General features: G+C 66.7%; 25 protein-coding genes. 10 read left to right on the top strand and 15 right to left on the bottom strand.

The window, feature by feature from the left end:
* Positions 1-67: 67 nt before the first annotated feature.
* The 10 genes from DKT77_RS15350 to DKT77_RS15305 all read right to left on the bottom strand — a co-directional run bounded on the left by DKT77_RS15350 (position 68) and on the right by DKT77_RS15305 (position 9,107).
* On the bottom strand, positions 68-673 hold the full coding sequence (locus tag DKT77_RS15350; RefSeq protein ID WP_109812557.1) for a (d)CMP kinase: 606 nt from the start codon (positions 671-673) through the stop codon (positions 68-70).
* A 52-nt stretch (positions 674-725) separates the two neighbouring features.
* Complete coding sequence (locus DKT77_RS15345; RefSeq protein ID WP_109812556.1) at positions 726-1,520, bottom strand: creatininase family protein; 795 nt, start codon at positions 1,518-1,520, stop codon at positions 726-728.
* A complete protein-coding gene (locus tag DKT77_RS15340) occupies positions 1,520-2,440 on the bottom strand; it encodes an isopenicillin N synthase family dioxygenase (protein ID WP_109812555.1) in 921 nt (306 codons plus the stop codon). The genes DKT77_RS15345 and DKT77_RS15340 overlap by 1 nt, the downstream gene beginning before the upstream one ends.
* Positions 2,437-3,063 carry an NAD(P)H-dependent oxidoreductase gene (locus tag DKT77_RS15335; RefSeq protein WP_109812554.1) on the bottom strand — a complete coding sequence of 209 codons (627 nt, stop codon included), beginning with the start codon at positions 3,061-3,063 and terminating at the stop codon, positions 2,437-2,439. Before DKT77_RS15335 ends, DKT77_RS15340 begins: the two co-directional genes overlap by 4 nt.
* Before the next feature lie 3 nt (positions 3,064-3,066).
* On the bottom strand, positions 3,067-3,645 hold the full coding sequence (locus tag DKT77_RS15330; RefSeq protein ID WP_109812553.1) for an NAD(P)H-dependent oxidoreductase: 579 nt from the start codon (positions 3,643-3,645) through the stop codon (positions 3,067-3,069).
* A 71-nt stretch (positions 3,646-3,716) separates the two neighbouring features.
* Positions 3,717-5,117, bottom strand: a complete 1,401-nt coding sequence (locus DKT77_RS15325) for an FAD-binding oxidoreductase (RefSeq protein WP_109812552.1) — start codon at positions 5,115-5,117, stop codon at positions 3,717-3,719.
* Positions 5,114-6,379, bottom strand: a complete 1,266-nt coding sequence (locus DKT77_RS15320) for a cytosine deaminase (RefSeq protein ID WP_109812551.1) — start codon at positions 6,377-6,379, stop codon at positions 5,114-5,116. Before DKT77_RS15320 ends, DKT77_RS15325 begins: the two co-directional genes overlap by 4 nt.
* Entirely contained in the window at positions 6,380-7,252 is an 873-nt protein-coding gene (locus DKT77_RS15315; protein ID WP_109812550.1) for an ABC transporter permease, read from the bottom strand.
* Positions 7,249-8,028 (bottom strand): ABC transporter ATP-binding protein, encoded by a 780-nt coding sequence (locus DKT77_RS15310; RefSeq protein ID WP_109812549.1) that lies wholly within the window; start codon positions 8,026-8,028, stop codon positions 7,249-7,251. The genes DKT77_RS15315 and DKT77_RS15310 overlap by 4 nt, the downstream gene beginning before the upstream one ends.
* A gap of 65 nt (positions 8,029-8,093) precedes the next feature.
* Positions 8,094-9,107, bottom strand: coding sequence for an ABC transporter substrate-binding protein (locus DKT77_RS15305; protein WP_109812548.1), 1,014 nt, complete (start codon positions 9,105-9,107; stop codon positions 8,094-8,096).
* A gap of 236 nt (positions 9,108-9,343) precedes the next feature.
* Here DKT77_RS15305 and DKT77_RS15300 point away from each other — a divergent pair, with 236 nt between their 5' ends.
* Positions 9,344-9,736: a RidA family protein gene (locus DKT77_RS15300; RefSeq protein ID WP_109812547.1), complete on the top strand. Its 393-nt coding sequence runs from the start codon at positions 9,344-9,346 to the stop codon at positions 9,734-9,736.
* 100 nt (positions 9,737-9,836) lie between these two features.
* Here DKT77_RS15300 and DKT77_RS15295 read toward each other — a convergent pair whose 3' ends face one another.
* Positions 9,837-10,508 carry an SOS response-associated peptidase gene (locus DKT77_RS15295; protein ID WP_109812546.1) on the bottom strand — a complete coding sequence of 224 codons (672 nt, stop codon included), beginning with the start codon at positions 10,506-10,508 and terminating at the stop codon, positions 9,837-9,839.
* Positions 10,509-10,541: 33 nt separating this feature from the next.
* Positions 10,542-12,098 carry a bifunctional metallophosphatase/5'-nucleotidase gene (locus DKT77_RS15290; protein WP_109812545.1) on the bottom strand — a complete coding sequence of 519 codons (1,557 nt, stop codon included), beginning with the start codon at positions 12,096-12,098 and terminating at the stop codon, positions 10,542-10,544.
* Positions 12,099-12,226: 128 nt separating this feature from the next.
* Here DKT77_RS15290 and DKT77_RS15285 point away from each other — a divergent pair, with 128 nt between their 5' ends.
* Together DKT77_RS15285 and DKT77_RS15280 are read left to right on the top strand one after the other, a co-directional pair.
* Positions 12,227-12,562 carry a DUF952 domain-containing protein gene (locus DKT77_RS15285; protein ID WP_109812794.1) on the top strand — a complete coding sequence of 112 codons (336 nt, stop codon included), beginning with the start codon at positions 12,227-12,229 and terminating at the stop codon, positions 12,560-12,562.
* Positions 12,559-13,620: a quinone-dependent dihydroorotate dehydrogenase gene (locus DKT77_RS15280; RefSeq protein ID WP_109812544.1), complete on the top strand. Its 1,062-nt coding sequence runs from the start codon at positions 12,559-12,561 to the stop codon at positions 13,618-13,620. The genes DKT77_RS15285 and DKT77_RS15280 overlap by 4 nt, the downstream gene beginning before the upstream one ends.
* Here DKT77_RS15280 and DKT77_RS15275 read toward each other — a convergent pair.
* Genes DKT77_RS15275 through DKT77_RS15265 form a run of 3 tightly spaced genes read right to left on the bottom strand, consistent with a single transcriptional unit; the run spans position 13,617 to position 15,884 of the window.
* Positions 13,617-14,945, bottom strand: coding sequence for an MATE family efflux transporter (locus DKT77_RS15275; protein WP_109812543.1), 1,329 nt, complete (start codon positions 14,943-14,945; stop codon positions 13,617-13,619). The genes DKT77_RS15280 and DKT77_RS15275 overlap by 4 nt on opposite strands.
* A complete protein-coding gene (locus DKT77_RS15270; protein ID WP_109812542.1) occupies positions 14,938-15,459 on the bottom strand; it encodes a PaaI family thioesterase in 522 nt (173 codons plus the stop codon). Before DKT77_RS15270 ends, DKT77_RS15275 begins: the two co-directional genes overlap by 8 nt.
* Positions 15,456-15,884: a PaaI family thioesterase gene (locus DKT77_RS15265; protein ID WP_109812541.1), complete on the bottom strand. Its 429-nt coding sequence runs from the start codon at positions 15,882-15,884 to the stop codon at positions 15,456-15,458. The genes DKT77_RS15270 and DKT77_RS15265 overlap by 4 nt, the downstream gene beginning before the upstream one ends.
* A gap of 157 nt (positions 15,885-16,041) precedes the next feature.
* Between DKT77_RS15265 and DKT77_RS15260 the strand changes: the two genes are divergently transcribed.
* The 7 genes from DKT77_RS15260 to DKT77_RS15230 all read left to right on the top strand — a co-directional run bounded on the left by DKT77_RS15260 (position 16,042) and on the right by DKT77_RS15230 (position 24,100).
* Complete coding sequence (locus DKT77_RS15260) at positions 16,042-16,422, top strand: MerR family transcriptional regulator (RefSeq protein ID WP_109812540.1); 381 nt, start codon at positions 16,042-16,044, stop codon at positions 16,420-16,422.
* 543 nt (positions 16,423-16,965) lie between these two features.
* Positions 16,966-17,364: a MerR family transcriptional regulator gene (locus DKT77_RS15255; RefSeq protein WP_109812539.1), complete on the top strand. Its 399-nt coding sequence runs from the start codon at positions 16,966-16,968 to the stop codon at positions 17,362-17,364.
* 45 nt (positions 17,365-17,409) lie between these two features.
* Positions 17,410-19,188: an acyl-CoA dehydrogenase C-terminal domain-containing protein gene (locus tag DKT77_RS15250; RefSeq protein WP_109812538.1), complete on the top strand. Its 1,779-nt coding sequence runs from the start codon at positions 17,410-17,412 to the stop codon at positions 19,186-19,188.
* A 251-nt stretch (positions 19,189-19,439) separates the two neighbouring features.
* Positions 19,440-20,120 carry a glutathione S-transferase family protein gene (locus tag DKT77_RS15245; RefSeq protein ID WP_109812537.1) on the top strand — a complete coding sequence of 227 codons (681 nt, stop codon included), beginning with the start codon at positions 19,440-19,442 and terminating at the stop codon, positions 20,118-20,120.
* Between the two features lie 4 nt (positions 20,121-20,124).
* The gene (locus DKT77_RS15240; protein ID WP_109812536.1) at positions 20,125-21,336 is read left to right on the top strand and encodes an acetyl-CoA C-acetyltransferase; all 1,212 of its coding nucleotides are present in this window, start codon (positions 20,125-20,127) and stop codon (positions 21,334-21,336) included.
* A 2-nt stretch (positions 21,337-21,338) separates the two neighbouring features.
* Positions 21,339-21,899, top strand: coding sequence for a cupin domain-containing protein (locus DKT77_RS15235; RefSeq protein WP_109812535.1), 561 nt, complete (start codon positions 21,339-21,341; stop codon positions 21,897-21,899).
* Positions 21,896-24,100: a 3-hydroxyacyl-CoA dehydrogenase NAD-binding domain-containing protein gene (locus DKT77_RS15230; protein WP_109812534.1), complete on the top strand. Its 2,205-nt coding sequence runs from the start codon at positions 21,896-21,898 to the stop codon at positions 24,098-24,100. The genes DKT77_RS15235 and DKT77_RS15230 overlap by 4 nt, the downstream gene beginning before the upstream one ends.
* Positions 24,101-24,126: the final 26 nt, after the last annotated feature.

Here is a 24,126-nt window from a genome sequence, read left to right as displayed (position 1 = left end):
AAAGGGCAGCGACGAGCGACACACTAGCGACCGGATGACCTTGGGTTAAGTCGGGATATCCGCAGGATCACCCCGCGCGGGCGGCCGAAACAAGCGCGGTCGCGGCCTCGACGGCGGCGTCGATGTCCATTTCGGAAGTGTCGATCACCACGGCATCGTCGGCCGGGCGCAGCGGTGCGGCGGCGCGTTCGCTGTCGCGGCGGTCGCGGGCGCGCAGGTCCTCCAGAACCGCGTCCAGCGTCAGCGCCGGGTCCGCCAGTTCGGTCCAGCGGCGATGAGCCCGCACCGCATCCGAGGCAGTGACGAACAGCTTCACATCGGCGTCGGGGCAGATAACCGTGCCGATATCGCGTCCGTCAAGTACAGCACCGCCGTGGCGGGCCGCGAAACTGCGCTGAAAGGTTACCAGCGCCGCGCGCACGTCGGGCATGGCGGCGACCCGGCTGGCCGCCTGCCCCGCTTCGGGCGTCCGGAGGTCGCCCCTTTCCAGGTCGGCGGGTGACAGGCTTTGGGCGGCCACCAGCGGCGCCAAGCCGTCCGCGACGCGGGCGCCCGTCGCGCGATAGAGCAGCCCGGTGTCCAGATGTGCGAAGCCGAAACGCGCCGCCACCGCCCGCGAAATGGTGCCCTTCCCCGCCGCTGCCGGTCCGTCGATCGCTACCGTGAATGCCATGTCGCCCCCTTTGTGCCGCGCTGGCCTAGCCCTGCGGCCAAGCGAAAGGCAATCAGAAATCCGGTCGCACCGGGGTCAGCCCGTCCAGCGGGGTGTCACGCACCTGCCGAAGCAGCGCAACGAAGCCCGCCACCTGGTGCGCCGCAGTCTCATCGCCCTTGGCTGCGCTTGCAACGGCCGCGTTGCCCACCGTGCCGACCGGGTTCAGATCGGCCGAAATCCAGCCATAGCTGATCGGCCCGACCGGCGGGATGCCACCCTCCCGCGCAGTGGACCTGTTGTCACGCGCCGCGCCCATGTCGACCGTTCCGGGCCGGAACGCCAGCATGAGCGAGGTTTCCACGTCGCCGCCGTGGATGCCAAAGCGCAACTCGTCCGGCGGGTACATGCCCTCGGGATGGCCAAAGCCGCTCCACTGGCACTTGACCGCCAGCATCCCGGCCCGCACCCGCAACTCGCGCGACAGAATCGACACGAGATCTAGATTGCCGCCGTGACTGTTGACGATGACGATCTTGCGCAGTCCTGCACGCGCGACCGACAGACCGATCTCGACCCAGGCCTTCAACGCGGTATCGGCCCCGAAGGTCAGCGTGCCCGGCGCGTGCAGATGCTCGTTCGACTTGCCGACGGCCTGCACCGGAAGGATGCGCAGGTCCAGATCTTCCGGGCAGGTGCGGCGCAGCACGTCCAGCATCCCCTCGGCGATCATCGTGTCGGTGCCCACCGGAAGGTGCGGGCCGTGCTGTTCGATCGCGGCGGTCGGCAGAACGGCGATGACGCGCTCCGGGTCCAGCCCTTCGAATTCCGTGGTGCGGTAGGCCGCCCAGTCCAGCCTGCGGGTCATCACATGTCCCCTTTGGTATACGTCGCATCAAGGCGGCTGCGGAGGTAATCGGCCCCGGTCACCGGCGGGTACTTCGCCGCGCCCGTCCCCGGCAGCGCCGCGATCACCGCGTCAGGGTCGGGATCGAGAAAGAAGGCCAGCGACCGGCGCCGGTTGCGCGGCGGCAGCACACGGTGCGGCGTCGAAACGTAGATGTCGTTGGTCCAGCGCATCAGGCAGTCGGCGATGTTGACAACAAAGGCACCCGGCACATGCGGCACCTCCGTCCAGTCACCTCCGCGCGGGCGAACCTGCAATCCCGCCTCTCCATCGGTCATGAGCAGCGTGATGGAACCGTAGTCGGTATGCGCCCCCGCACCGATCTCGCCTGGCGCGCCGGACCCGGGCGGGTAGCTCAGCAGGCGCAGCGTCGCCAGCGGCGCGCTGAAACTGCCGACGAAATGGTCCTCTGGCAGGCCGAGGTCGCGCGCGAAGGCCCGGTGAAGGTCCACCCCCAGCGCAAGGCAGGCGTCGTAATAGGCTCGCGCCGCCTCGGCGAAGCCCGGCAGATCCTCGGGCCAGCGGTTCGGTGCGCGGAACGGCTCCCCGCGCAGCACACGCGGATCGTCCGGCGCAAGGTCCAGCCCGATGTTGAACGCCTCCTTGCGGTCCACCGACGTGCTGGTGTCGTCTAGATTCTCGGAGCCGGGCGGGGTCCAGCCCCGGTTCGCGCCACCGGTCAGGATCGACAGCGGCTCCTTGCGGGCGGCGGGCAGTGCGAAAAACCGGTCGGCCTGCGCGAACACTTCCGCAACCAAGGCGGGGGCGATGCCATGTCCGTCCAGCAGGAAGAAGCCAGTGTCGCGGCAGGCCGCCCCGAGATCGGCGGAAAAGCCGTCCGGGTCGGCAGCGAAACGTGACCAGTCGAGGACCGGGATCATGCCGGTTGCTCCTGCCGCCGCGCGGGCCGACCCGCGAAGGCCGCCACACGCGTCGCCACCCGCGCCAGGTGCGCGCGGCGGCTTTCGGGGGTCGAACTGTCCATCAGGTAGTGCGCTGCGAAACTGGTGCGGCACCGCCGCGCGCACAGCGCCCGCACCCCGCGCAGAAGCGTGCGCTTGCCCGGCGCGCCGACGAAGAAGGTCAGCCAGCGTGACGCGCCGCAGGTGGTATAAACCGCAAGCCCGTTGATGTGGGTCAGGCCGGGCCGGATGTCCGAATGCTCGGCATCCGGCATCAGGAAGGCAACGCCCGGCACCAGCACTCGGTCAAGCCACCCCTTCAGACGCGCGGGCAGCCCGTACCACCATGTCGGGTAGACGAAGACCAGCGTGTCGCACCACATCAGCGCATCCACATGCGCGCGCACCATAGCGGTGTTCACCGCCTCGTCTTCGTAGGCAGCAAGTTCTTCGCCGCTCAGGGTCGGGTCGAACTGTTCGGCATAAAGGTCGATCACCCGGACCTCGGCCCCGGCCTCACCAAGACCGCGCAGCACGGTGTCCCGTACGGAGGCGGTGAAGCTGGCCGGGTTCGGATGACAATAGATCAGCAAGGCGCGCATCGCTCAGAATACCTTCATTTCCCGTTCCACGCGAGCCAGGAACCCGGCCCGCTTCGCATCGCTCGCGCGGTTCATGTCGTAAAGCGCAAGGTATCTCATGCGGTCCGGCCGACACACGTGCCACACAGCCCGCGTGACGCAGCGGCGCGGCGGATCGCCCACCAGCAGCGCGCGTGTGCGCGCCCCGCCATAGGTCGTCACCGCTGCCAGCTTGCGGATCTGCGTCAGGTTGGGCTTCACCTTGCCATCCTCAAGCCGAAACGACACGTCCGGCAGGAACACGCGGTCCAGAAACCCCTTAAGGATCGCCGGGTAGCCGAAATTCCACACCGGAAAGACCATGACCAGCGCCTGCGCCGCGCGCAACCGGTCCACATAGTTCTGCACCGGCGCGGTGTTGCCGGGGTCGTGGTATCCGCGCCGCTCGGCCTGCGACAGCACCGGGTCGAACCCCTCGGCGTTCAGGTCGCAATCGTCCACCTCCCAGCCGCGCGTCTTAAGCGTGTCCACCACGCGGGTGTGCAACGCGGCCGAGAAGCTTTCCGGGCAGGGATGCGCGAACAGCACCAGCGCCCGCGTCATCGCCCGCGCCCCGTCAGCCGCCTGTTCCCGGCCATCCCCGCCAGAGGCATCGGTCCCGTCACCGTCCCGGCCTATCCCGCGCTCTGGAGCTTCGGATAGGCGTACATCCGGTCATAGCTCCAGTCCGGGTCGTCCCAGGCGATCATCTTGCCGGGGTTCAGCAGGCCCTTCGGGTCGGCCTCTTTCTTGAAGCGCAACTGCCTGTCGTCCACCGTCTGCCGTCCACCCTCTTCCAGCGTGTAGCGGTGCGGGTTGAAGATCATCGCGCCGGCTTCCTCGTGCAGGCGCACGATTTCGTCCAGCCGTTCCTCGGTGGTGAACTTCACAAGGCTCAGGCCCGCGAACATCACCTTGCCATTCTCGCGCAGTACTTCCAGGTGCTGAAGCACCTCGGGGCTCAGCATGTCGCGGATCTTCTCCACAAGGCCAAGATGCCCGGGGAAGCCGTAGCGCACCTGCAGGTAGGTTATGCTGGGGTCCACCTTAAGCGCGCGCAGCGTGGTGTGGTTCCAGCCGTATTCGAACACCGCGCCCGGGGTGCGCTCCCATGTGCTCGCGTCCGACCGGTAGATCAGCCCGGCCTGCGGACGGCGCTTCAGGAAGGTCTCGAAACCGTCCATGGAATGGGGCGCGACCATAAGGCCGACGACCGACTGGCCTTCGGTCACATGCGGCTTCACCCGCTGGAAATAGTCGTGCGCGATGGGCGCCTCGAACACGCTGGCCAGCTTGATCAGGATGCCGTCCTGGTTTGCCAGTTCCTCGGCGAAGCTTGCCGCGCCCATGAAATCGTCGAAGGCGACAAACATCTCCACCCAGTCGTAGGCTGGGGCAAGCGGGATCTCTAACTCGGTAATGATACCGTTGGTGCCGTAGGCGTGGCTGACGCGGGCCAGTTCCTCGCCGCGGAAATTCAGCACGCGCGGCTCCTCTTCCATCGTGACGACGCGCAGGCGGATGATGTTGCCCAGATCGCGCAGGCTGCCCCAGGTGCAGGACCCCACGCCGCCGGACCCGCCGGCGATGAAGCCACCGATCGACGCCGTCGCCCATGTGGACGAGAACATGCGCACTTCCTGATCGCTGTCGGCCTTGCACGCGGCGTCCAGATCCTTGATCAGGCAGCCGGGTTCCACGATCACGCGGCCGGGATGGATCTCCTTGACCGCGTTCATGTGCTGCAGGTGCATCACGCAGCCGCCGGCCAGCGGCATCGCCTGTCCGTAATTTCCGGTGCCCGCGCCGCGCGTCGTCACTGGCACGTCATGGGCGTAGCAGACCTTCAGCACCTCGATCACCTCGGCCTCGCTGCGGGGCGAGACGACGAAGTCGGCGACGACATGATCCAGCCGGTCCTTCAGCACCGGCGAATACCAGAAGAAGTCGCGCGACTTCGCCTTGATGGCGCTGTCCTTGTCCTCGATGTCGAGGTGCGACAATGCGGCCTTGGCCGCGGCGACGTTGGGTTTCATGCTGTCCTCATCAGGGTATCGAGTTCGGCGTAGTCCGGCAGCGTGCGGTCGATGGCCCGCCCGTCGCGCAGCACGATCCGGTCGGCCTGCGGGCGCGCGAAGAACTCCGTCCAGCTGCGCGCGCGGCAGATCACAAGATCGGCAGGCGCGCCTTCGGTCAGGTCCTGCGTATCGAAGCCGCAGGCGCGGGCGGGGTTCGCGCCGAAGGACTGCACCCAGCCGGTCTCGCCGTGGTCCAGATGGCCGATCCGGGTCGCCTCGCGCATCACCTCGATCATGTCCATGTCGCCGTAGGCGTAGAACGGATCACGCGTGTTGTCCGACGCGAAGCACACGTTGATGCCGCGTGCGCGGGCCTCCTGCACCAGCGTGATACCGCGCCCGCGCGGTGTGCGCCCGGCCTGCCGGTCCTGCAGGTAGAGGTTGCACATGGGCAACGATACGATGTTCAGCCCCGCCTTCGCCACGAGATCCAGCGTATCAAGCGCGCGCGCCTCGGTTTGCGTGGACAGCGAACACAGGTGCCCGACGGTTACCGCCGCTTCGAACCCCGTCTCGATCACCGTCTTCGCGATGGCGCGCAGCGTCTCGCTTTCGGGGTCCATCGTCTCGTCAACGTGGAAATCCGCCGCCAGCCCCCGCTCGGCCGCCAACCGGAAGAACCCCTCCAGCCGCGCCTCGAGGTCGGCCACCGGGTAGGTCACCATGCCCAGCACCCCGCCCGAAGCCGCCACGATGTCGGCGGTGTCGCGGAACGCGCCCTCCGGATCCATCGCGTCGCAACCCACAAGGCAAACGCCCTGCAGCGCGATCCGGCCCGCCCAGTCCTCGCGCAACTCGCGGAACACTGGCCAGGTTATTCCGTCCTGTGGCGGCAGGCTGTCGAGATGCGTGCGCACCGCCCGCGTGCCATGCGCAAAGGCGCAGCGGAGCGAGAAATCCATCCGGCGGCGCACGTCCTCGGCCGACCAGTTGGCTGCGCGATCCGCCGCCACCGTGGTCAGCGCCCCCATGAAGGTGCCGTCCGGGTTCGGCGCGCGGCCCCAGATATGGCCCTTGTCCAGGTGGGTGTGCATGTCGGTGAAGCAGGGCAGCACCAGCGCGCCGCCCATGTCCACCGCCACGCCCTGAGGCGGGCCGATCCGGCCGTCCACGATGGACAGCTCGGTGCGGACAAGATCGCCCTCCTGCCCCAGAAGGCAGGCGGGCACGGTCACGTTGGCAAGGGTGTAGTCGCCGCTCGGCAGGGCGCGGAAATCCATTCAGCTCTCTCGTTTCAGGGCACTCTCGTGCCACTTGCGTAGCAGAAGATGCGACAACAGCGACAGGGCTGCGAAGATGAACACGCCCATCGCCGCGATCATCGACAGCGCGGCAAACATCCGCGCGATGTTCAGCCGGTATCCCGCCTCCTGGATGCGCGCGGCCAGCCCGGCGCCGACCCCGCCGGTGCCCGCCACCAGTTCGGCCACCACCGCACCGATCAGGCTCAGCCCGCCCGCGATCTTCAGCCCGCCCAGGAAATACGGCAGCGCCGAAGGAAGCTGCAGGAACCACAGCTTCTGCCAGCGACTCGCACCGTAGATGCGGAACAGGTCGCGCAGATTGTGATCGACCGAATTCAGCCCCAGCGTGGTCGAACTCAGCACCGGGAAGAACGCGACGATCCACGCGCACAGCAACATGCCCGCCGTCTTGCTTTCGACGTAGATGAAGATCAGCGGCGCGATCGATACCACCGGCGTGACCTGCAGGATCACCGCGTAGGGATAAAGCGACAATTCCAGCATCTTCGACTGGTTGAACAGGATCGCCAGACCCGCCCCGCCAAGCACCGCCAGCACCAGCGCCATCAGGGTGATCCGGGCGGTCAGCAGCGCGGCGTCCCACAGCATCGCCCAGTCGCCGGTCAGGCTGTCCCAGACCCGGCCCGGACCCGGCAGGATATAATGCGGGATCTCGTTCCAGGCGACGATCCGGTCCCACAGCCACAGCGTCGCCAGCAGCATGACCACCGGCAACACCCAGCGCGCGATCCGTTCCATCCGCGCGCGCGACTGGCGGCGTGCCTCGTCGGCATCGATCGCGCCCGCACCGGGGGCTGCCTGCCCGGTGATCCGCTCCACAAGGCTCATGCGGCGGCCTCCATTGCGGCGTGCAGCGCGTCCGACGCCTCGCGGCAATGGGCGGCGTAGCCTGCCGAGGTGCGGAAGGCGTCGTCGCGCGGATAGGGCGCGTCCACTTCCAGTTCGCGCACCACCCGACCAGGCCGCGCCGCCATGACGACAATCCGGTCCGACAGAAACACGCTCTCGAACACCGAATGCGTCACGAACACCACCGTGCAGCCGATCTTCGCCTTGAGCGCCAGAAGGTCGTTGTTGAGCTTGAAGCGGGTGATCTCGTCCAGCGCGGCGAACGGCTCGTCCATCAGGATCAGGCGGGGATGCGTCACCATCGCCCGCGCGATCGACACGCGCATCTTCATGCCGCCCGACAATTCGCGCGGATAGGCGGTCTGGAACTTCTCCAGCCCGACCAGCCGAAGTGCCTCCAGAACGTCGTCACGCACCTCGCCATAGCTTTTGCCGCGCAGGCGAAAGGGCAGCCATACGTTGTCGGCCACAGTCGCCCAAGGCATCAGGGTCGGTTCCTGGAATACCACGCCAAGATCACCGGCCCTCTGCCCGCCATGCCAGTCGATCCGTCCGGCGGTGGGCTGGGTCAGCCCCGCCATGATCCGCAGCGCGGTGGACTTGCCGCAGCCCGAAGGACCCAGTAACGAAATGAAATCGCCCGCATTCACCGCCATCGACATGCCGTCCAGCGCGACGATTCCGCCGGCGAAAGTCTTGTTGATGCCCGCAAGCTCCATCACGGGCGGGCGGTCTGACAGCGGGGCGACGGGCATCGCGGGCCTTTCGTGAATAGGGTCCGGGGGCGCGCTGGCCCCCGGCTGCTCGATATTCCGCGGAATCAGTTCGCGGGCTTCAGGTCCATGCCGAGGCCCTGGTTGACGAACTCGGTGGTGTAGGACGCGGCCCAGTCGATGCCGTCCTCGATTACGCCGGCGGCGACCATCTTGGTGTAGAAATCCTCGACCACGTCGGGGTTGATCGCACCAATTCCCATTTCCAGCGCGTCGCCGCTGTCCACGATCCCTTCGGCCAGCATCCGTTCGATCGCATAGTCGATCTTGTCCTGCGTCATGTCCGGGTTGGCTTCGAGGATCATGGCGTTGGCACCCGCATTGTCGCCGTAAAGGTAGTTGTACCAGCCCTTGATCGACCCTTCGACGAAGCATTTCACCTCTTCGGGCTTCTCGGCGATGGTATCTGCCATCGTCTCGATCATCGTGGCATAGCTGGTGAAACCCGCATCGGCGATCAGGAACACGTTGGGTGTGAACCCGCCCTCCTTGATCACGAGGTAGGGTTCGGACGACAGGTAGCCCTGCATCCCCATGCGCTTGTCCGCAAGGAACGGCGCGGGGTTGAACGTGTAGGGCTGGCGCTGCTCGGCCGTGAAACCCCATTCCGATATCATCCACTGGTAGTAGGACGTGAAGCCGTTGTCGCCGATCAGCAGGGTCAGGTCCTTCAGTTCCTCCCAGCTGTCCGCCTCGCCCGGATGCGCCAGAATCACCTGCGGATGCTTCTGGAAGGTCGCCGCGACCATCACGACCGGGATGCCCTCCTTCACGGCGTTGAACGCCTGCAGCATGTCACCGCCCATGTGGTAATCGATCCGCCCTGCGAGCATCAGCGCGCGATTGTTCACCTGCGGACCGCCCGGCACGATGGTCACATCCAGCCCGCATTCGGCATAGGTGCCGTCGGCGACCGACTGGTAGAAACCGCCATGCTCGGCCTGTGCCAGCCAGTTCGTGCCGAAGCTGACGGCCGCGTTCTGCGCGCCTGCGGCACCGGCCAGCCCGGTCGCCGCAACGCCTGCCATGACGGCCGCAGTGCGAAGGAAGGTCTTGGTCATCTCTTGTCTCCGTGCTCCCTGTTTCCGGCAGTGTCCCTGCCCTGACCCGCAGATAAAGGCGTGGCGCAGCGCAGTGCGGTGCAATCCGCTTTCGCGCACAAATATGCAGCGACGTTTCGGAGGATTGTCCAATAAAAAGTCGCTTTGCGGCAAACTTGATCGCAAACAAGGCGATTTTTCATGCGCCGGCTGCATCCCTGCCATAGCTAAGCCACCCTTTTCAGCAGGAGACAGCCATGACCCCGCTTGTTCCGGACGGGATCGCCCCGCCCTTCGCACGTTACTCGCACGGTGTCGCGCTGCCGCCAGGCACCGGGCTGATCGCGACCTCGGGGCAGCTAGGACTTGCCCCGGACGGCACCGTGCCCGAGGACGCCCAGGCCCAGGCCGAGATCTGCTTCGCCAATCTCGACGCGATCCTCGGCGCGGCGGGGGCGGGGCGGCAGCACGTTGTGCGGATCAACGCCTACGTCACCGACCGCGCCCACATGGCCGGGTACATGACCGCGCGGGACGCGTGGCTGGCGGACGTGGATGTGCTGCCCGCCTCCACGCTGGTGATCGTGTCGGGCTTCACCCGCCCCGAATTCAAGGTCGAGGTGGAGGTGCTGGCGGCGCTGCCGGGTTGACGCGCCTTGGCCCCGGTGCGGGGGCAGACTCCCACAAAGCTGCTAAAGCGGTCAGGGAGCGTAATTCTCGTGCAGGCCGCCGACAGCGCGCTGCGGATCGTCAATGGGCGAGCGGCGCGATAAGGTCCGGCCCCTCGGCGCGGTTGGAATTGACTGCAGGATCAACGCGATGCCACGTCAGCGCGTCTTCGGGTGCGGCCCTCATCAACCGCGCGGCGCCCTTGCCCGCCTCGCCCAGCCAGAGCGGCCAATCCTCCGGCTCCAGGATCACCGGCATCCGATGGTGGATCGCCTGCATCGCCACATTCGCAGCGATGGTCACGATCGCGCACGTCCGAAGCCGCTCTCCCTCCGCGCCGGTCCAGTCCTGCCACACCCCGGCGAAAACGGCAGGCGCCCCGTCTGTACGCCGGATATACCATGGCAGCCGCGCACCCGTTGAATCCTTGGTCCATTCGTAGAACCCCGTCGCCGGGATCAGGCAACGGCGTGTGCGGCAGGCCGCGCGGAACGCCGGCTTCTCGGCGATGGTTTCGGCCCGCGCGTTGATCAGCAGCGGGCCGTCCGTCGGCGTCTTGTACCAGTGCGGAACGAACCCCCAGCGCAAGCCCGACAGCCGACGCCCCCCGCTCTCTCCCGCCAGCACGGCATGGACTGTTTGCGTCGGACAGACGTTATATTCCGGCACTGGCGGCAGCGCGTTGTCCGGCGCGGCGGCGAATAGCTGCGCCATCGCGTCGGCCGGAAGGGTTATGGCGAAGCGGCCGCACAAGGGATCAGCCGCCCGCGCGAACCGTCCCGCGCGTTATTCCACCATGCGGATGCGCCCATCGGTATAGGGCTGATAGGGCGCGTTCGCCGCCAGGTATTCGGCCGTCACGTCGGCGAGGTCGGGTCCGAAATCATAGGCGTTCATCGCGTCCGTGAACATCGCGTAGCCGTCACCGCCACCGCGCACGAAGTTGTTGGACACGACGCCATAGACCTGCTCCGGATCAAGCGGCGCGCCCGCGATCATGACGTCCGACACACGGCTGCCCGGGTCCGCCGCCGGGTCGATCGACAGCGTCAATCCCGCGACCTGCGGAAAACGGCCCGCGGCCTCCTCAATCTGGCTGGCGCCGTTCTCCAGCGCGGCCAGCAGGGTGGCGCCTGTCACCTGGAAGGTGGACAGGGTGTTCTGGAACGGCAGCACCGTCAGCACCTCACCCATCGTCACTTCTCCCGCGTCGATGGAGGCGCGCAAGCCGCCCGAATTGGCGATGGCAACCTCGATGCCCTGATCGGCGACCCGCGCCAGCATGGCGTCTGCGACAAGGTTGCCCATCGCGCATTCCATGGCACGGCACACACTGCGGTCCCCCTCGATCGGCGCCGCGGCCTCGGCCACGACCATGTTGCGGATCTCGTCCAGGGGGGCGGCCAGTTCACCTATGCGGGCCTTCACGATGCTGTCCTCGGGGACCGACGCGTCCATGATCAGCGGCTCCCCCTCCGCCGACACGACTTTCCCGGCGTCGTCGAAAGTGACGTTCAGTTCGCCCAGAAACTTGCCGTAGGCATAGGCCTGTACCACCGCCGTATCGCCGACCATCGTAGGATAAGGGCCCTTGGCGTTCTCGGCCACGTTGGACAGGTAGGTGTTGGTATGCCCGCCCACGATCACGTCTACACCTGTCACCGCGTCGGCCACCGCCAGATCGACGCCATAGCCCGAATGGCTGAGCACGATGATCTTGTTCACACCGTCCGCCTCGAGCCGGTCCACTTCTGCCTGCACGGCGGGCGCGGGCGCGCTGAAGGTAATGTTCGGGCCGGGGCTGGCCAGTTCGGGCGTGTTCTCGGGCGTAAGGCCGATCAGGCCGATCCGTTCGCCGCCCCGTTCGATCACAGTGGACTTCATCAGCACGTCCGCCAGCTGAGGCTCGCCAGACACATCCGCGTTGGACATCAGCACCGGAAAGTTTACCGCATCCATGAAGCCGCGCAGCACCTCGGGACCGTCGTCGAATTCGTGGTTGCCCACGGTCATCGCGTCATAGCCGAGCCGGTTCATCATCTCGGCCGCGGCCTGCCCCTTGTAGTAGGTGTAAAATAGCGTTCCCTGGAACTGGTCCCCGCCGTCCACCAGGATCGACGTTCCGGCGCGGGCGCGCGCTTCCTCGATCGCGCTTGCAAGCCGGGCCGACCCGCCAAAGCATTCGCCCGCCTGGTTGTCCTCCTCGGAACAGCCACTGTCGTACTTACTGATCGGCTCGAACCGTGCATGAAAGTCGTTCGTGTGCAGGATCGTCAATTCGAACGCGCCCGCGGTGCCTGCGGCACAGGCGATGGCGGTGGCGGCAAGAAGGCAGTTTTTCATGGGCGTTCTCCTGTTGGGGCGCGCCTTTCGTGGCGGCGGGATTTTTTGTGACAATCGCATGAAATGCCGCAGACGCAAACGGTTTGCGCGGCGCTTGACCGGGGATGCGCTTCGCGTCACATGGGGGCATGCTGATCTACAAGATTTTCCGCACCGATGAGTGGGCCGTGCTCGACGCCGAGGGCGAGACCGCGGGCGCGCCGGTGGACCTTGCCGACGGGTTCATCCATTTCTCCACCGCCGAACAGGTCCGCGAAACCGCCGCGAAGCATTTTCGCGGTGTGGACGGGCTGTTCCTCGCCGCGGTGGATGCCGACGCCCTGGGCGACGACCTGAAATGGGAAGCCTCGCGCGGGGGCGCACTGTTCCCGCATCTCTACCGCGCCCTGCGCCGCGACGAGGTGCTGCGCGTGGACCCGCTGCTGCTTGGCCCCCACGGCCACGATTTTCCCGACCTGCCATGACGACCCTACGCGAACGCGTCGGCCTTGCCGCGCTGCACCGGCTCGACCCGGAAACCGCCCACGGGCTGGCCTTGCGGGCGCTGCGGGCGGGGCTGGTGCCGTTGCCCGGCCCTGTGCAGGGCGAACGGCTGCGGACCCGCGTTGCCGGGCTGGATCTGCCCAATCCGGTCGGACTGGCGGCCGGCTTCGACAAGAACGCCGATGTCGTCCCGCAACTGTGCCGCGCGGGCTTCGGCTTCATCGAACTGGGCGGCACCACACCGCGCCCGCAGGTCGGCAACCCGCGCCCACGGCTGTTTCGCCTGACCCGTGATCGCGCTGTCATCAACCGCTTCGGGCTGAACGGGATCGGTGCGGCCGCGCTGGCGGAGCGTCTGCGCGACCGACCGAGCGACGCGGTGATCGGGCTGAACCTCGGGGCGAACAAGGACAGCGCGGACCGGTCGCGCGACTATGTCGAGGTCTTGAACGCCTGCGCCCCGCATGTGGATTACGTAACGGTCAATGTGTCGTCCCCCAATACCGAGAACCTGCGCGAGTTGCAGGGGCGCGCCGCGCTCTGGGCGCTGCTGACCGGCGTGATGGACGCGCGAGGGCAGCTTGACCGGCGCATCCCTGTCTTCGTGAAGATCGCGCCCGACCTGAACGGGGATGAGCTGGCCGACATCGCCGAAGTCGCGCTGGCCAGCTCGGTGGACGGGATCGTGGCGACCAACACCACCGTCCTGCGCGCCGGGCTGAAGGGCCGCCACCGGAACGAGACCGGCGGACTCTCCGGCGCGCCGCTGTTCGAGAGATCCACCCACGTACTGGCGCAGCTGTCAAAGTTGACCGGCGGCGCATTGCCGCTGATCGGCGTCGGCGGAATTTCCAACGGCGCACAGGCCTACGAGAAGATCCGCGCCGGGGCGAGCGCGGTGCAGCTTTATTCCGCGCTGGTGTTTCAAGGGATGTCGCTGGTGCCCCGCATCGCGGCCGATCTCGATGCACTGCTTGCGCGCGACGGGTTCGGCAGCGTCGCCGACGCGGTAGGCAGCGGGCGCGACGACTGGCTCTAGCCGTCCGCCGCGCGCTCCAGCGACGGGTAGCGCGCAAGCAGCGTCAGGCCGCGCGCCACGAAACAGATGCCAAGCGCCGCCCACAGCCCGTTATTGGCAAAGGTCGGAACAAGCAGAAAAACCGCGGCGGCATAGATTGCGACGCTCAGCGCCATCATGTTGCGCATGTCGGCGGTGCGGGTCGCACCGATGAACACGCCGTCCAGCATCCATGACAGCGCGCCCAGCACCGGCATCAACAGCATCCAGGGCAGGTAGTCGCGCGCCGCCGCTCGCACGTCCGGCGCGGTTGTCATCAGGTCGATCAGAGTCGGGCCGCCCGCCGCGAAAGCGGCCGCCAGCGCGACTCCCAACCCCAAGCCCCAGCCCCCGGTCAGCAGCGCAGCGCGCCGCAGCGCCGATCGTGCCCGCGCCCCCAGCGCCTGCCCCACCAGCGATTCCGCGGCGAAGGCGAAACCGTCCAGCGCGTAGGCGGTAATGTAGAGAAACTGAAGCAGCACCTGGTTGGCGGCGAGCCGCGTGTCCCCGAAATCCGACGACAGGAACAGGAACGACACCATGACACCCTGCAACAGCACCGACCGGATCATGATGTCGCCGTTCACCACCGCCATGCGCGCAAGGCGCACCCGGTCGAAGACCTGCGCCCAGGCGCGCATCGCGGGCGCGCGCAACGCGTCTCGGCAGAACCAGAGGCCCACCGCAAGCCCGGCCCATTCGGCAAGGAAGGTCGCCGCCGCGACGCCGCCGACCCCCCAGCCGAAACCCAGCACGAACACCACGTCCAGAACTATGTTCAACCCGTTCATCCAGACCTGGATCACCAGCACCGCTCGGGTGCGTTCCTGCGCGATCAGCCAGCCGGTCACGCCATAGATCGCGATGGCGGCCGGTGCCGACCAGACCCGTACGGCAAGGTAGCCGCGCGCCAGCCCCTCCACCTCGTCCGAGGCAGGGGCAAGCGCGAAGGCGGCAGCGAACAGCGGCCATTGGAGCGCGATCACGGCGGCCCCGGCTAGCCCGGCGACGATCAGCACACGCGACAGCAGCGCCGCGACCTCGGCGCCGTCCCGCGCGCCAAGCGCCTGCGCGGTCAGCCCGGCGGTGCCCATGCGCAGGAATCCGAAAATCCAGTAGAGCGCCGACAGGATCACCGCGCCCAGCCCTACCGCCCCGATCGGGGCCGCAAGGCCAAGCTGCCCCACGACGGCAGTGTCCACCGCCCCGAGGATCGGCACCGTGGCATTGGACAGCACAATCGGCAGCGCGATCAGCAGCACCCGGCGATGAGTCAGCGCGGGGCGCGCCAGCGCGGCTTCAGTCATCCGTGCCCGGCGGATCCGGCATGACGAAGTGGCCAGTCGCCTGCGCGAACAGCCGACCGCGATTGTCCTGCCAGCCCTCGACATGCACACTTGCATACCGGCGACCCGACCGATTGACTCGTGCCCGCGCATAGGCGTCGCGCGGCAGGCCCGAACGCAGATAGTCCACCGTAAAATCCACCGTCTTCGGCATCCTCAGCGCGCGCGCGTCGGCCAGTTCCTCGGGCGAAACGCGGCCTGACTCCACGTCCGACCACAGCTGCGTCCAGGTCAGCTCGATCAGTGCGGCGACCTCGAGGAACCCCGCAGTGGCGCCGCCATGCAACGCTGGCAGCAGCGGGTTGCCGATCAGCCGCTCGTTGAAGGGCAGGATCGCGGTCAATTCGTCGCCGCGTCGTTCGAATACCACGCCCAGGGTGCGGATGAAGGGCACCCGGCCCACCAACGCCTCCAGCGTGGCGTCGCGCCGCTGCTTGACCACCTGCATGGGTTCGGGCCGCGCGCGCCCGCTCATGCCCCACCCCCGGCCATCACGGTGAAGGCGCCGGTTGCGGTGGCGATCGGGTCGGCGCCCTCGTCGTAGGCGCTGGCCTGCACAAAGGCGATGGACCGCGTGACGCGCACGCAGGTGGCCCGCGCACGCACCGCCTGCCCCGGCACAGCGCCGCGCATGTAGTCGATGCGCAGGTCCAGCGTGGCGGTGCCCGGCCCGGCGTCCGGATGAGCCATCACGGCCGCACCGCAGGTCGTGTCCATCAGCGCTGAAACCGCGCCGCCATGCATCACGCCGGTGGCCGGATCGCCCACGAGATCGGCGTGATAGGGCATCGACAGTTCTGCCCAGCCCGGCCCGACACCGCCCAATTCCAGCCGCAGCGCGCGGGAATAGGGCAGATCGGTGATGAAGTCGCGCACCGCCGCGATCTGGCTTTCGCTCATCGCAAGGCCCCTTTGCTTGCCGCCCTCGTGTCCTTCGCGTGTTACCGCCGCGGCGCGAACCCGTCCAGTGCGCCGCCGCGACGTTGCGTCCCGATGCGTTGACCTGCACGACGTTTTGAGGTTCCCTGCGCGCCACGCGACAGGAGGCGCATGGCCCATGAACGACCCGAAATCGGCGGAGCGCCTGACCTTCAAGGACATGTGCGCACGGTTCGACGTGACCCCGCGTACGCTGCGGTATTACGAATACATCGAACTGCTCAAACCCGAGAAGGAAGGCCGTGCCCGGTTCTACACCCCGCGCGAGGTGGCGCGGATGGTGCTGATCATGCGCGGTCGCAAGTTCGGCTTCAGCCTCGAGGACATCCGCCAGTGGCTGCTGATCTACGACAACAAGGGCACCCGCGCCCAGATGGAAACCTGGATCGAGTTGGCCGACCGGCAGCTTGCCACGCTGGCGGACCAGAAGGCACAACTGGAAACCGCGATCGAGGAACTGCACGCGCTGCGTGAGCAGGTGGCCCGGTCGCTCGACTGACCCCGTCCACCGCAATTTGGCCCGCACGCCGGGCGCAAGTTCGCGCCCGACCCGATCGTCACAGCCCGCCGCATCCCGCCGCCGCGGTTTTCCGCGCCCAGACGAGTCAGCCGGACCCGTCCACGCCCCACTACCGACGGCCTACCGGGCCGCATCGGTGCTGGTGCCGGGCTTCCCCGGCCTGCCCGTTTCATCGGCGCGAAAGCGCCTAAACCCGGCAGACAGGCATGGTTCCGCCCAAAATCCGCACGGTCGGGCTGGCGGGCGCTTCACATCGCGGTTATGCCGCATGCCCCTTGGTAAATGTGCGATACATCATAAGTTGTCTGTTCCGCAGGAAAGGAGACGCCGCATGACTTTATTTCTTGGGATGAAGAAATCTGCTCTTTCCCTTCGCAGCAGGGCGCATAAAACGACGCCGCGTCCTTTACATCCCTGACGTGACGTTTCATTTACGTGCGCGTCAATTCACATGTATCACCCTGTCGAACCCCCAGCGGTCGGCGGGCTTCCCCTCAACCTTCTGACCAACGGATACGACCCATGACGGAAACACTGACGATCCGAGAAATGTGCGATGCGTTCAACGTGACGCCGCGAACCCTGCGCTTCTATGAGGCGAAGGAACTGCTCAGCCCGATCCGGCAGGGGCAGAAGCGACTGTTCACGCGGCGTGATCGCGCGCGATTGAAACTGATCCTGCGCGGCAAGCGCTTCGGGCTCAGCCTCGAAGAGATCCGCCAGATCCTCGACCTCTACCGCCCCGATGGCGACCCGCATCCGCAACTGCGCGAGGCATGTGCCATCGGTGAACGTCACCTCGACCGGATGATCGCCCAGCGGGCGGCACTGGACGAGGCGATCCTGGAACTCGAACAGCAACTCGCCACCGGGCGCACCCAGATCGCGGAACTGGAAGCCGCGAAGCGCGCCGCAGAATAGCGGGCCCGCAAGGGCGCGCCCAGCCTCAAAGGGAGACACCACGCCATGCCCATCTACACGGCACCGACACAGGACCTGCAATTCGTCCTGCAGACAGTTCTCGACGTCGCCGGGTCCGACACGCCCGGCTATGACGAGCTTGATGCGGACACCACCGCAGCCGTGCTGGAGGAGGCGGGCAAACTCTCGGCCAATGTGCTGGCGCCACTGAACCCGGTGGGCGACGAACAGGGCTGCACTTTGGAAAACGGCGTGGTTCGCACGCCCGACGGCTTCAAGGCGGCCTATGACGAGATGCGTGCAGGTGGCTGGATGGGGCTGGATGCCGATCCCGAATTCGGCGGCCAGGGCATGCCCTACGTGCTGAACTGCGCGGTGGGTGAAATGTTCGTTTCGGCGAACATGGCCTTCAACATGTACCAAGGTCTGACGCATGGCGCATATTCGGCGATCCATGCGCATGGCAGCGCGGATCAGAAGGCGACCTATTTGCCGAACATGATCGACGGGATCTGGTCGGGCACGATGAACCTGACCGAACCGCAATGCGGCACCGACCTGGGGCTGATCCGCACCAAGGCCGAACCGCAGGACGACGGCAGCTACCGGATCAGCGGCACGAAGATCTGGATTTCGGCGGGCGAGCACGACATGTCCGAGAACATCATCCACCTGGTTCTGGCGCGCACGCCCGGCGCACCGGAGGGGGTGAAGGGGATTTCGCTGTTCATCGTGCCCAAGTTTCTGGTGAACGAGGATGGCAGCCTCGGGGCGCGCAACGCGCTGTCCTGCGGCGGGCTGGAAAAGAAGATGGGCATCCACGGCAATGCAACCTGCGTGATGAACTACGACGGGGCGACCGGGTTTCTCGTGGGCGAGTTGAACAAGGGCATGCGGGCGATGTTCACGATGATGAACGAAGCCCGGATCGGCGTTGGCCTTCAGGGCTATGCGCAGGGCGTGGTCGCCTACCAGAACGCCGCCGCCTTCGCGCAGGACCGCCTGCAGGGGCGCGACGTGACAGGCCCGGCGAATCCGGAAGGGCCGGCCGACCCGATCATCGTGCACCCGGACGTGCGCCGGAACCTGATGCATCAGAAAAGCTTCGTCGAAGGCGCACGGGCCTTCGCGCTTTGGGGCGCGACGCTGATCGACCGGGCGCACCGGTCGGGCGACGCCGAGGCACAGGGACTGATCTCGCTGCTGACCCCGGTGATCAAGGGCTTCCTGACCGACAAGGGCTTCGAGACGACGGTGCTGGCGCAGCAGACGCTGGGCGGGTCGGGCTTCACCCGCGACTGGGGGCTGGAGCAATTCGTGCGCGATGCGCGCATCACGATGATCTACGAAGGCACAAACGGGGTGCAGTCGCTCGACCTCGTGGGGCGCAAGCTGCCCGCCGAGGGCGGAAAGCCGGTCATGGCGTTCTTCGAGATGATCAAGACCTTCGTGAAGGAGAACGAGGATGATGCGGCGCTGAAGCAGGGGTTCCTCGACCCGCTCAAGGCGGCGTCGAAGGATCTGCAGGCGGCGGCGATGTATTTCATGCAGAACGGCATGAAGACCCCGGCCAACGCACTGGCGGGCAGCTACGACTTTCTGCACCTGTTCGGGCATGTCTGCCTCGGATTCATGTGGGCCCGGATGGCGAAGGCGGCACAGGCACAGCTGGACGCGGGCGTGGGCGACACCGCGTTCCTGCAGGCGAAGCTGGTGACCGGCCGCTATTACATGGCGCGCCAACTTCCCGCGACGGCGCTGCACCGCGCGCGGATCGAGTCGGGCGGCGACACCGTGATGGCGCTCGACGCAGCCAATTTCTGATCCGGCAAGGGGCGCTCCCGCCCGTCTTCGACAACTGCGGATGTCTCATCCCGTTGGGCCGGGCAGGCTACGCCTGCCGCCGCACCCGGCCCTGCGGGACCGCCCGGTATGGCGCGTCCGGCGCATGCGCCGCCACCGCTTCGGGACGCAACGTCGGACAATTGATCCCTTGTGATGAACGCGTCATCCGTCCCACATAACCTGAAACGGTCCGACGGAACCGGCCGATCCGTCCAGAGGGGAGACCACGCATGACGCTCAAGCTGCACTGCTTCGGGGAATCGGGTAACGCCTACAAGGCCGCGCTCGCGCTCGAGTTGTCGGGCCTGGACTGGGAGCCCGTCTTCGTCGATTTCTTCAACGGCGCAGCCCGCACGCCGGAATTCCGCGCCCTCAACCTGATGGGGGAGGTCCCGGTGCTGGTCAACGGCCGCTCCACCCTCACGCAATCGGGCGTGATCCAGCTCTACGTGACCGAGCAGACCGGCAAGTTCGGCGGCACCACCCCGGACGAGGTGCGGGAAGTGCTGCGCTGGATGTTCTGGGACAATCACAAATTGTCCGCACTGGCGGGCAACACCCGTTTCCTGATGAACTTCCTGCCCGAGGACAAGCGCCCACCCGAAGTGATCGCCTTCCAGCAGGGACGTCTTAAGGCCAGCTACGCCGTGCTCGACGCCCATCTGAAGGGCCGCGACTGGATCGTGGGCGACGGGCCCACTCACGCGGACCTGTGCTGCTGCGGCTATCTCTACTATCCCGAACCCTTCGGCTTCGACCGCGCCGACTGGCCCGCGATCGACGCCTGGCTCGACCGGATCGCCGCCCTGCCCGGCTGGCAGCACCCCTATGACCTGATGATGCCCGCGCGCCCGGAAAACCGGCGCGACGGCCAGCGCGTGGAAACGCGCCTCCAAGACCCGAAAGGATGACCCGATGACCGATGCCTTCATCTACGACGCCGTGCGGACCCCGCGCGGCAAGGGCCGCGCCGATGGCAGCCTGCACGAGGTCACCTCGCTGCGCCTGTCCGCCGAAGTCCTCAACGCGCTGAAAGCCCGCAACGGGCTGGACACGAAGACGATCGAGGACGTGATCTGGGGCAACGTCACGCAAGTCGGCGAGCAGGGGGGCTGCCTTGCGCGGTCCGCCGTGCTTGCCTCGGACTTCGACGAACAGGTGCCGGGGCTTTCGATCAACCGCTTCTGCGCGTCGGGGATGGAAGCCGTGAACCTCGCCGCCAATCAGGTGCGCGCAGGCGCGGGCCGCGCCTATGTCGCGGGCGGTGTGGAGATGATGAGCCGCGTGCCAATGGGCAGCGACGGCGCAGCCATAGCCGTCGATCCGTCCATCGCGATGGAGAAATACTTCGTCCCGCAGGGCATTTCCGCCGACATCATCGCCACCGAGTACGGCTTTTCCCGCGATGATGCAGATGCGCTGGCCGTCGAAAGCCAGCGCCGCGCCAAAGCCGCCTGGGACGACAACCGGTTCGCCAAATCAGTGATAGAGGTCCGCGACCGCAACGGACTGCCGATCCTCGCGCATGACGAATACATGCGCCCACAGACCGACATGCAGAGCCTCGGGTCGCTGAAGCCCGCCTTCAAGGACATGGGCGAAGCCATGCCGGGCTTCGATGCCATCGCGCTGATGAAGTACCCTCATCTCGAACGCATCAACCACATCCACCATGCCGGCAACTCGTCGGGTATCGTGGACGGGGCCGCCGCCGTTCTGATCGGCGACGCGGAGTTCGGCAAGGCCAACGGGCTGAAACCCCGCGCGCGCATTCGCGCCACTGCCAAGATCGGAACGGATCCGACGATCATGCTGACCGGCCCGGTGCCTGTGACCGAGAAGATCCTGCGCGAGGCGGGCATGGCCATCGGCGACATCGACCTGTTCGAAGTAAACGAGGCGTTCGCCGCCGTCGTGCTGCGCTTCCTGCAGGCCTTCGACGCGGACCCGGCCAAGGTCAACGTCAATGGCGGGGCTATCGCGATGGGCCACCCGCTAGGCGCGACCGGCGCGATCATCCTCGGCACGCTGCTGGATGAGATGGAGCGAGCGGACCGCGAAACCGGTCTTGCCACGCTCTGCATCGCGTCGGGCATGGGGGCCGCCACGATCCTCGAACGGGTCTGACGATGCCCAAGCTCGACCTTGCCGACGTACCCGTACGAACCGGCTCGATCTATCCTTCGCCCTACGCCGCGCAGATGGCGGGCCGGTCCTCGCTGCGGCTGGGCGCGGCGGGTGGGCTGACGCAGTTCGGCGTCAACCTCGTGACGCTGGAGCCCGGCGCGCGATCCTCGCTGCGCCACTGGCACCTGAACGAGGACGAATTCGTGATGGTAACCGAAGGCACGCTGATGCTGTGCGAGGATGGGGGCGAAAGCGCGATGGGGCCGGGCGATTGCGCGGCCTTTCCGGCAGGTGTGGCAGACGGGCATTGCTTCGTGAACCGCTCGGAGGCCGTGGCGCGCTTTCTCGTCATCGGCAGCCGCGCCCCCGATGAAGTCGCCACCTATTCCGACGTGGACCTGAAGGTGACGATGACGGAAGGGAAGGCGAAGTTCACACACCGCGACGGCAGCCCCTACGTGCCGCCGCCCGATGCGGATACCGACAGGGACTCCGACAGGACCCCTGCAAGTTACCTACAAGATTCCGACACCGCCGTTCGCGGCACGGGAGAGAGAAAATGACCGATTTCAGCTACGACCTCGACGCACGCGGCGTCGCAACGATCACCTGGGACGTGCCCGGGAAATCCATGAACGTCATGAGCCAGCAGGGCTTTGCCGATCTCGACGCACTGGTGGACCGTGCGCTTGGCGATGAAGCCTGCAAGGGCGTGGTCATTACCTCGGGCAAGGACAGCTTCGCCGGCGGAATGGACCTGAACATCATCGCCGGCATGAAGGAAGAGGCGGCAGCCGACCCGGCGCGCGGCGTTTTCGACGGAGTGATGGCGATCCACGCGATCCTGCGCAAGATCGAACGCGCGGGCATGGACCCCAAGTCGCTCAAGGGCGGCAAGCCGGTCGCCGCCGCCCTGCCCGGCACGGCGCTCGGTATCGGGCTTGAAATCCCTCTGGCCTGCCACCGCATCTTCGCCGCCGAAAATCCAAAGGCCAAGATCGGCCTGCCCGAAATCCAGGTCGGCATCTTTCCCGGCGCGGGCGGCACGACACGGCTTGCGCGCAAGCTCGGCGCTATGGCTGCGGCCCCGTTCCTATTGGAAGGCAAACTGTCGGACCCCGCGAAAGCGAAATCGGCTGGCCTGATCGACGAGGTGGTGCCAGCCGATCAACTGCTTGATGCAGCGAAGGAATGGGTGCTGTCCGCAACCGACAAGGACATCGTCAAGCCGTGGGATGCCAAGGGCTACAAGTTCCCCGGCGGCGCGCCCTATCACCCGGCGGGCTTCATGACCTTCGTGGGCGCCAGCGCGATGATCAACGGGAAGACCAAGGGCGTCTACCCGGCGGCCAAGGCGCTTTTGTCGGCGGTCTATGAAGGTGCGCTGGTGCCTTTCGACACCGCCCTGAAGATCGAGGCGCGCTGGTTCACGACCGTGATGCTCAACCCGTCGTCGGGCGCGATGATCCGGTCACTCTTCATCAACAAGTCAGCACTTGAAAAGGGCGCGAACCGCCCCGACGTGCCGGACCAGACGGTGAAGAAGCTCGGTGTTCTGGGGGCCGGCATGATGGGTGCGGGCATCGCCTATGTCTCGGCCAACGCAGGGATCGAGGTGGTGCTGATCGACCGGGATCAGGCAAGTGCCGACAAGGGCAAGGCGCATTGCGAAAGCCTGCTGGACAAGGGCGTGAGCCGCCGAAAGATCACGCCCGAGAAGAAGGACGAGGTCCTGTCCCGCATCACAGCGACGCCGGATTTCGCCGCGCTTGGCGGCTGCGATCTGGTGGTCGAAGCGGTGTTCGAAGACCCCAAGGTCAAGGCGGAAACCACCGCGAAAGCCGAGGCGCATCTGCCGCAGGACGCGATCTTCGCCACCAATACCTCTACACTGCCGATCACCGAACTGGCCAAGGCCAGCCGATCGGCGGAGCAGTTCATAGGCATCCATTTCTTCAGTCCGGTCGACAAAATGCTGCTGGTGGAGATCATTCGGGGCAAGGGTACCGGCGACCGCGCGGTAGCCAAGGCGCTGGACTTCGTGCGCCAGATCCGCAAGACGCCCATCGTGGTGAACGACGCGCGCTTCTTCTACGCCAACCGCTGCATCCTGCCCTACACCAACGAAGGCATCCGCATGCTGCGCGAAGGCGTGGCGCCCGCGCTGATCGAAAACGCGGCGAAGCTGGTCGGGATGCCGCTGGGTCCGCTGCAACTGATTGACGAGATCAGCATCGATCTGGGCGCCAAGATCGCGCGCGCCACCAAGGCGGGGATGGGCGATGCCTATCCCGATGCCGAGGTGGACGAGGTGATCTTCTGGATGGAGGGCGAGGGCCGGATGGGCCGCAAGTCCAACGCCGGCTTCTATGCCTATGATGACAAGGGCAAGCGCGAGGGTCTTTGGGAGGGACTTGGCGCGCGCTACGCGCTGTCTGACGAGCAGCCCGACCTGACCACGGTGCAGCACCGCCTGCTGATGGCGCAGGTGCTGGAGGCGGTGCGCGCCTATGAGGACGGTGTGCTGATGGACATCCGCGAAGGCGATGTCGCGGGCATCCTCGGCTGGGGCTTCGCGCCGTGGTCGGGCGGGCCGTTCAGCTGGCTCGACATCATCGGCGCCGCGAAAGCGGTCGAGGTCTGCGATGCGCTGGAGGCGGCCCATGGCCCGCGCTTCAAGGCCCCGCGGATGCTGCGTGATCTGGCCAATGCGGGCGAGACCTTCTATGGCCGCTTCGGCCCGAAGGCCGACCGCGCGGCGTAAAGCGCGGGCACGTCCGAAGGCATCTA

Origin of the sequence: Meridianimarinicoccus roseus (assembly GCF_003172915.1) — a bacterium.
Classification (GTDB): Bacteria; Pseudomonadota; Alphaproteobacteria; order Rhodobacterales; family Rhodobacteraceae; genus Meridianimarinicoccus; species Meridianimarinicoccus roseus.
The sequence above is the reverse complement of the archived record's forward strand: the minus strand, read 5'-3'. Positions and strand labels throughout refer to the sequence as shown.

Excerpts from the sequence above, each read along its gene's own strand:
- DKT77_RS15335 (WP_109812554.1), bottom strand. The coding sequence starts at position 3,063 with ATGCGCGCCTTGCTGATCTATTGTCATCCGAACCCGGCCAGCTTCACC.
- DKT77_RS15325 (WP_109812552.1), bottom strand. The coding sequence starts at position 5,117 with ATGAAACCCAACGTCGCCGCGGCCAAGGCCGCATTGTCGCACCTCGAC.
- DKT77_RS15250 (WP_109812538.1), top strand. The coding sequence starts at position 17,410 with ATGCCCATCTACACGGCACCGACACAGGACCTGCAATTCGTCCTGCAG.
- DKT77_RS15330 (WP_109812553.1), bottom strand. The coding sequence starts at position 3,645 with ATGACGCGGGCGCTGGTGCTGTTCGCGCATCCCTGCCCGGAAAGCTTC.
- DKT77_RS15315 (WP_109812550.1), bottom strand. The coding sequence starts at position 7,252 with ATGAGCCTTGTGGAGCGGATCACCGGGCAGGCAGCCCCCGGTGCGGGC.
- DKT77_RS15290 (WP_109812545.1), bottom strand. The coding sequence starts at position 12,098 with ATGAAAAACTGCCTTCTTGCCGCCACCGCCATCGCCTGTGCCGCAGGC.
- DKT77_RS15230 (WP_109812534.1), top strand. The coding sequence starts at position 21,896 with ATGACCGATTTCAGCTACGACCTCGACGCACGCGGCGTCGCAACGATC.
- DKT77_RS15280 (WP_109812544.1), top strand. The coding sequence starts at position 12,559 with ATGACGACCCTACGCGAACGCGTCGGCCTTGCCGCGCTGCACCGGCTC.
- DKT77_RS15270 (WP_109812542.1), bottom strand. The coding sequence starts at position 15,459 with ATGAGCGGGCGCGCGCGGCCCGAACCCATGCAGGTGGTCAAGCAGCGG.
- DKT77_RS15345 (WP_109812556.1), bottom strand. The coding sequence starts at position 1,520 with ATGACCCGCAGGCTGGACTGGGCGGCCTACCGCACCACGGAATTCGAA.
- DKT77_RS15240 (WP_109812536.1), top strand. The coding sequence starts at position 20,125 with ATGACCGATGCCTTCATCTACGACGCCGTGCGGACCCCGCGCGGCAAG.
- DKT77_RS15255 (WP_109812539.1), top strand. The coding sequence starts at position 16,966 with ATGACGGAAACACTGACGATCCGAGAAATGTGCGATGCGTTCAACGTG.
- DKT77_RS15245 (WP_109812537.1), top strand. The coding sequence starts at position 19,440 with ATGACGCTCAAGCTGCACTGCTTCGGGGAATCGGGTAACGCCTACAAG.
- DKT77_RS15265 (WP_109812541.1), bottom strand. The coding sequence starts at position 15,884 with ATGAGCGAAAGCCAGATCGCGGCGGTGCGCGACTTCATCACCGATCTG.
- DKT77_RS15260 (WP_109812540.1), top strand. The coding sequence starts at position 16,042 with ATGAACGACCCGAAATCGGCGGAGCGCCTGACCTTCAAGGACATGTGC.
- DKT77_RS15340 (WP_109812555.1), bottom strand. The coding sequence starts at position 2,440 with ATGATCCCGGTCCTCGACTGGTCACGTTTCGCTGCCGACCCGGACGGC.
- DKT77_RS15300 (WP_109812547.1), top strand. The coding sequence starts at position 9,344 with ATGACCCCGCTTGTTCCGGACGGGATCGCCCCGCCCTTCGCACGTTAC.
- DKT77_RS15285 (WP_109812794.1), top strand. The coding sequence starts at position 12,227 with ATGCTGATCTACAAGATTTTCCGCACCGATGAGTGGGCCGTGCTCGAC.
- DKT77_RS15350 (WP_109812557.1), bottom strand. The coding sequence starts at position 673 with ATGGCATTCACGGTAGCGATCGACGGACCGGCAGCGGCGGGGAAGGGC.
- DKT77_RS15275 (WP_109812543.1), bottom strand. The coding sequence starts at position 14,945 with ATGACTGAAGCCGCGCTGGCGCGCCCCGCGCTGACTCATCGCCGGGTG.
- DKT77_RS15235 (WP_109812535.1), top strand. The coding sequence starts at position 21,339 with ATGCCCAAGCTCGACCTTGCCGACGTACCCGTACGAACCGGCTCGATC.
- DKT77_RS15305 (WP_109812548.1), bottom strand. The coding sequence starts at position 9,107 with ATGACCAAGACCTTCCTTCGCACTGCGGCCGTCATGGCAGGCGTTGCG.
- DKT77_RS15320 (WP_109812551.1), bottom strand. The coding sequence starts at position 6,379 with ATGGATTTCCGCGCCCTGCCGAGCGGCGACTACACCCTTGCCAACGTG.
- DKT77_RS15310 (WP_109812549.1), bottom strand. The coding sequence starts at position 8,028 with ATGCCCGTCGCCCCGCTGTCAGACCGCCCGCCCGTGATGGAGCTTGCG.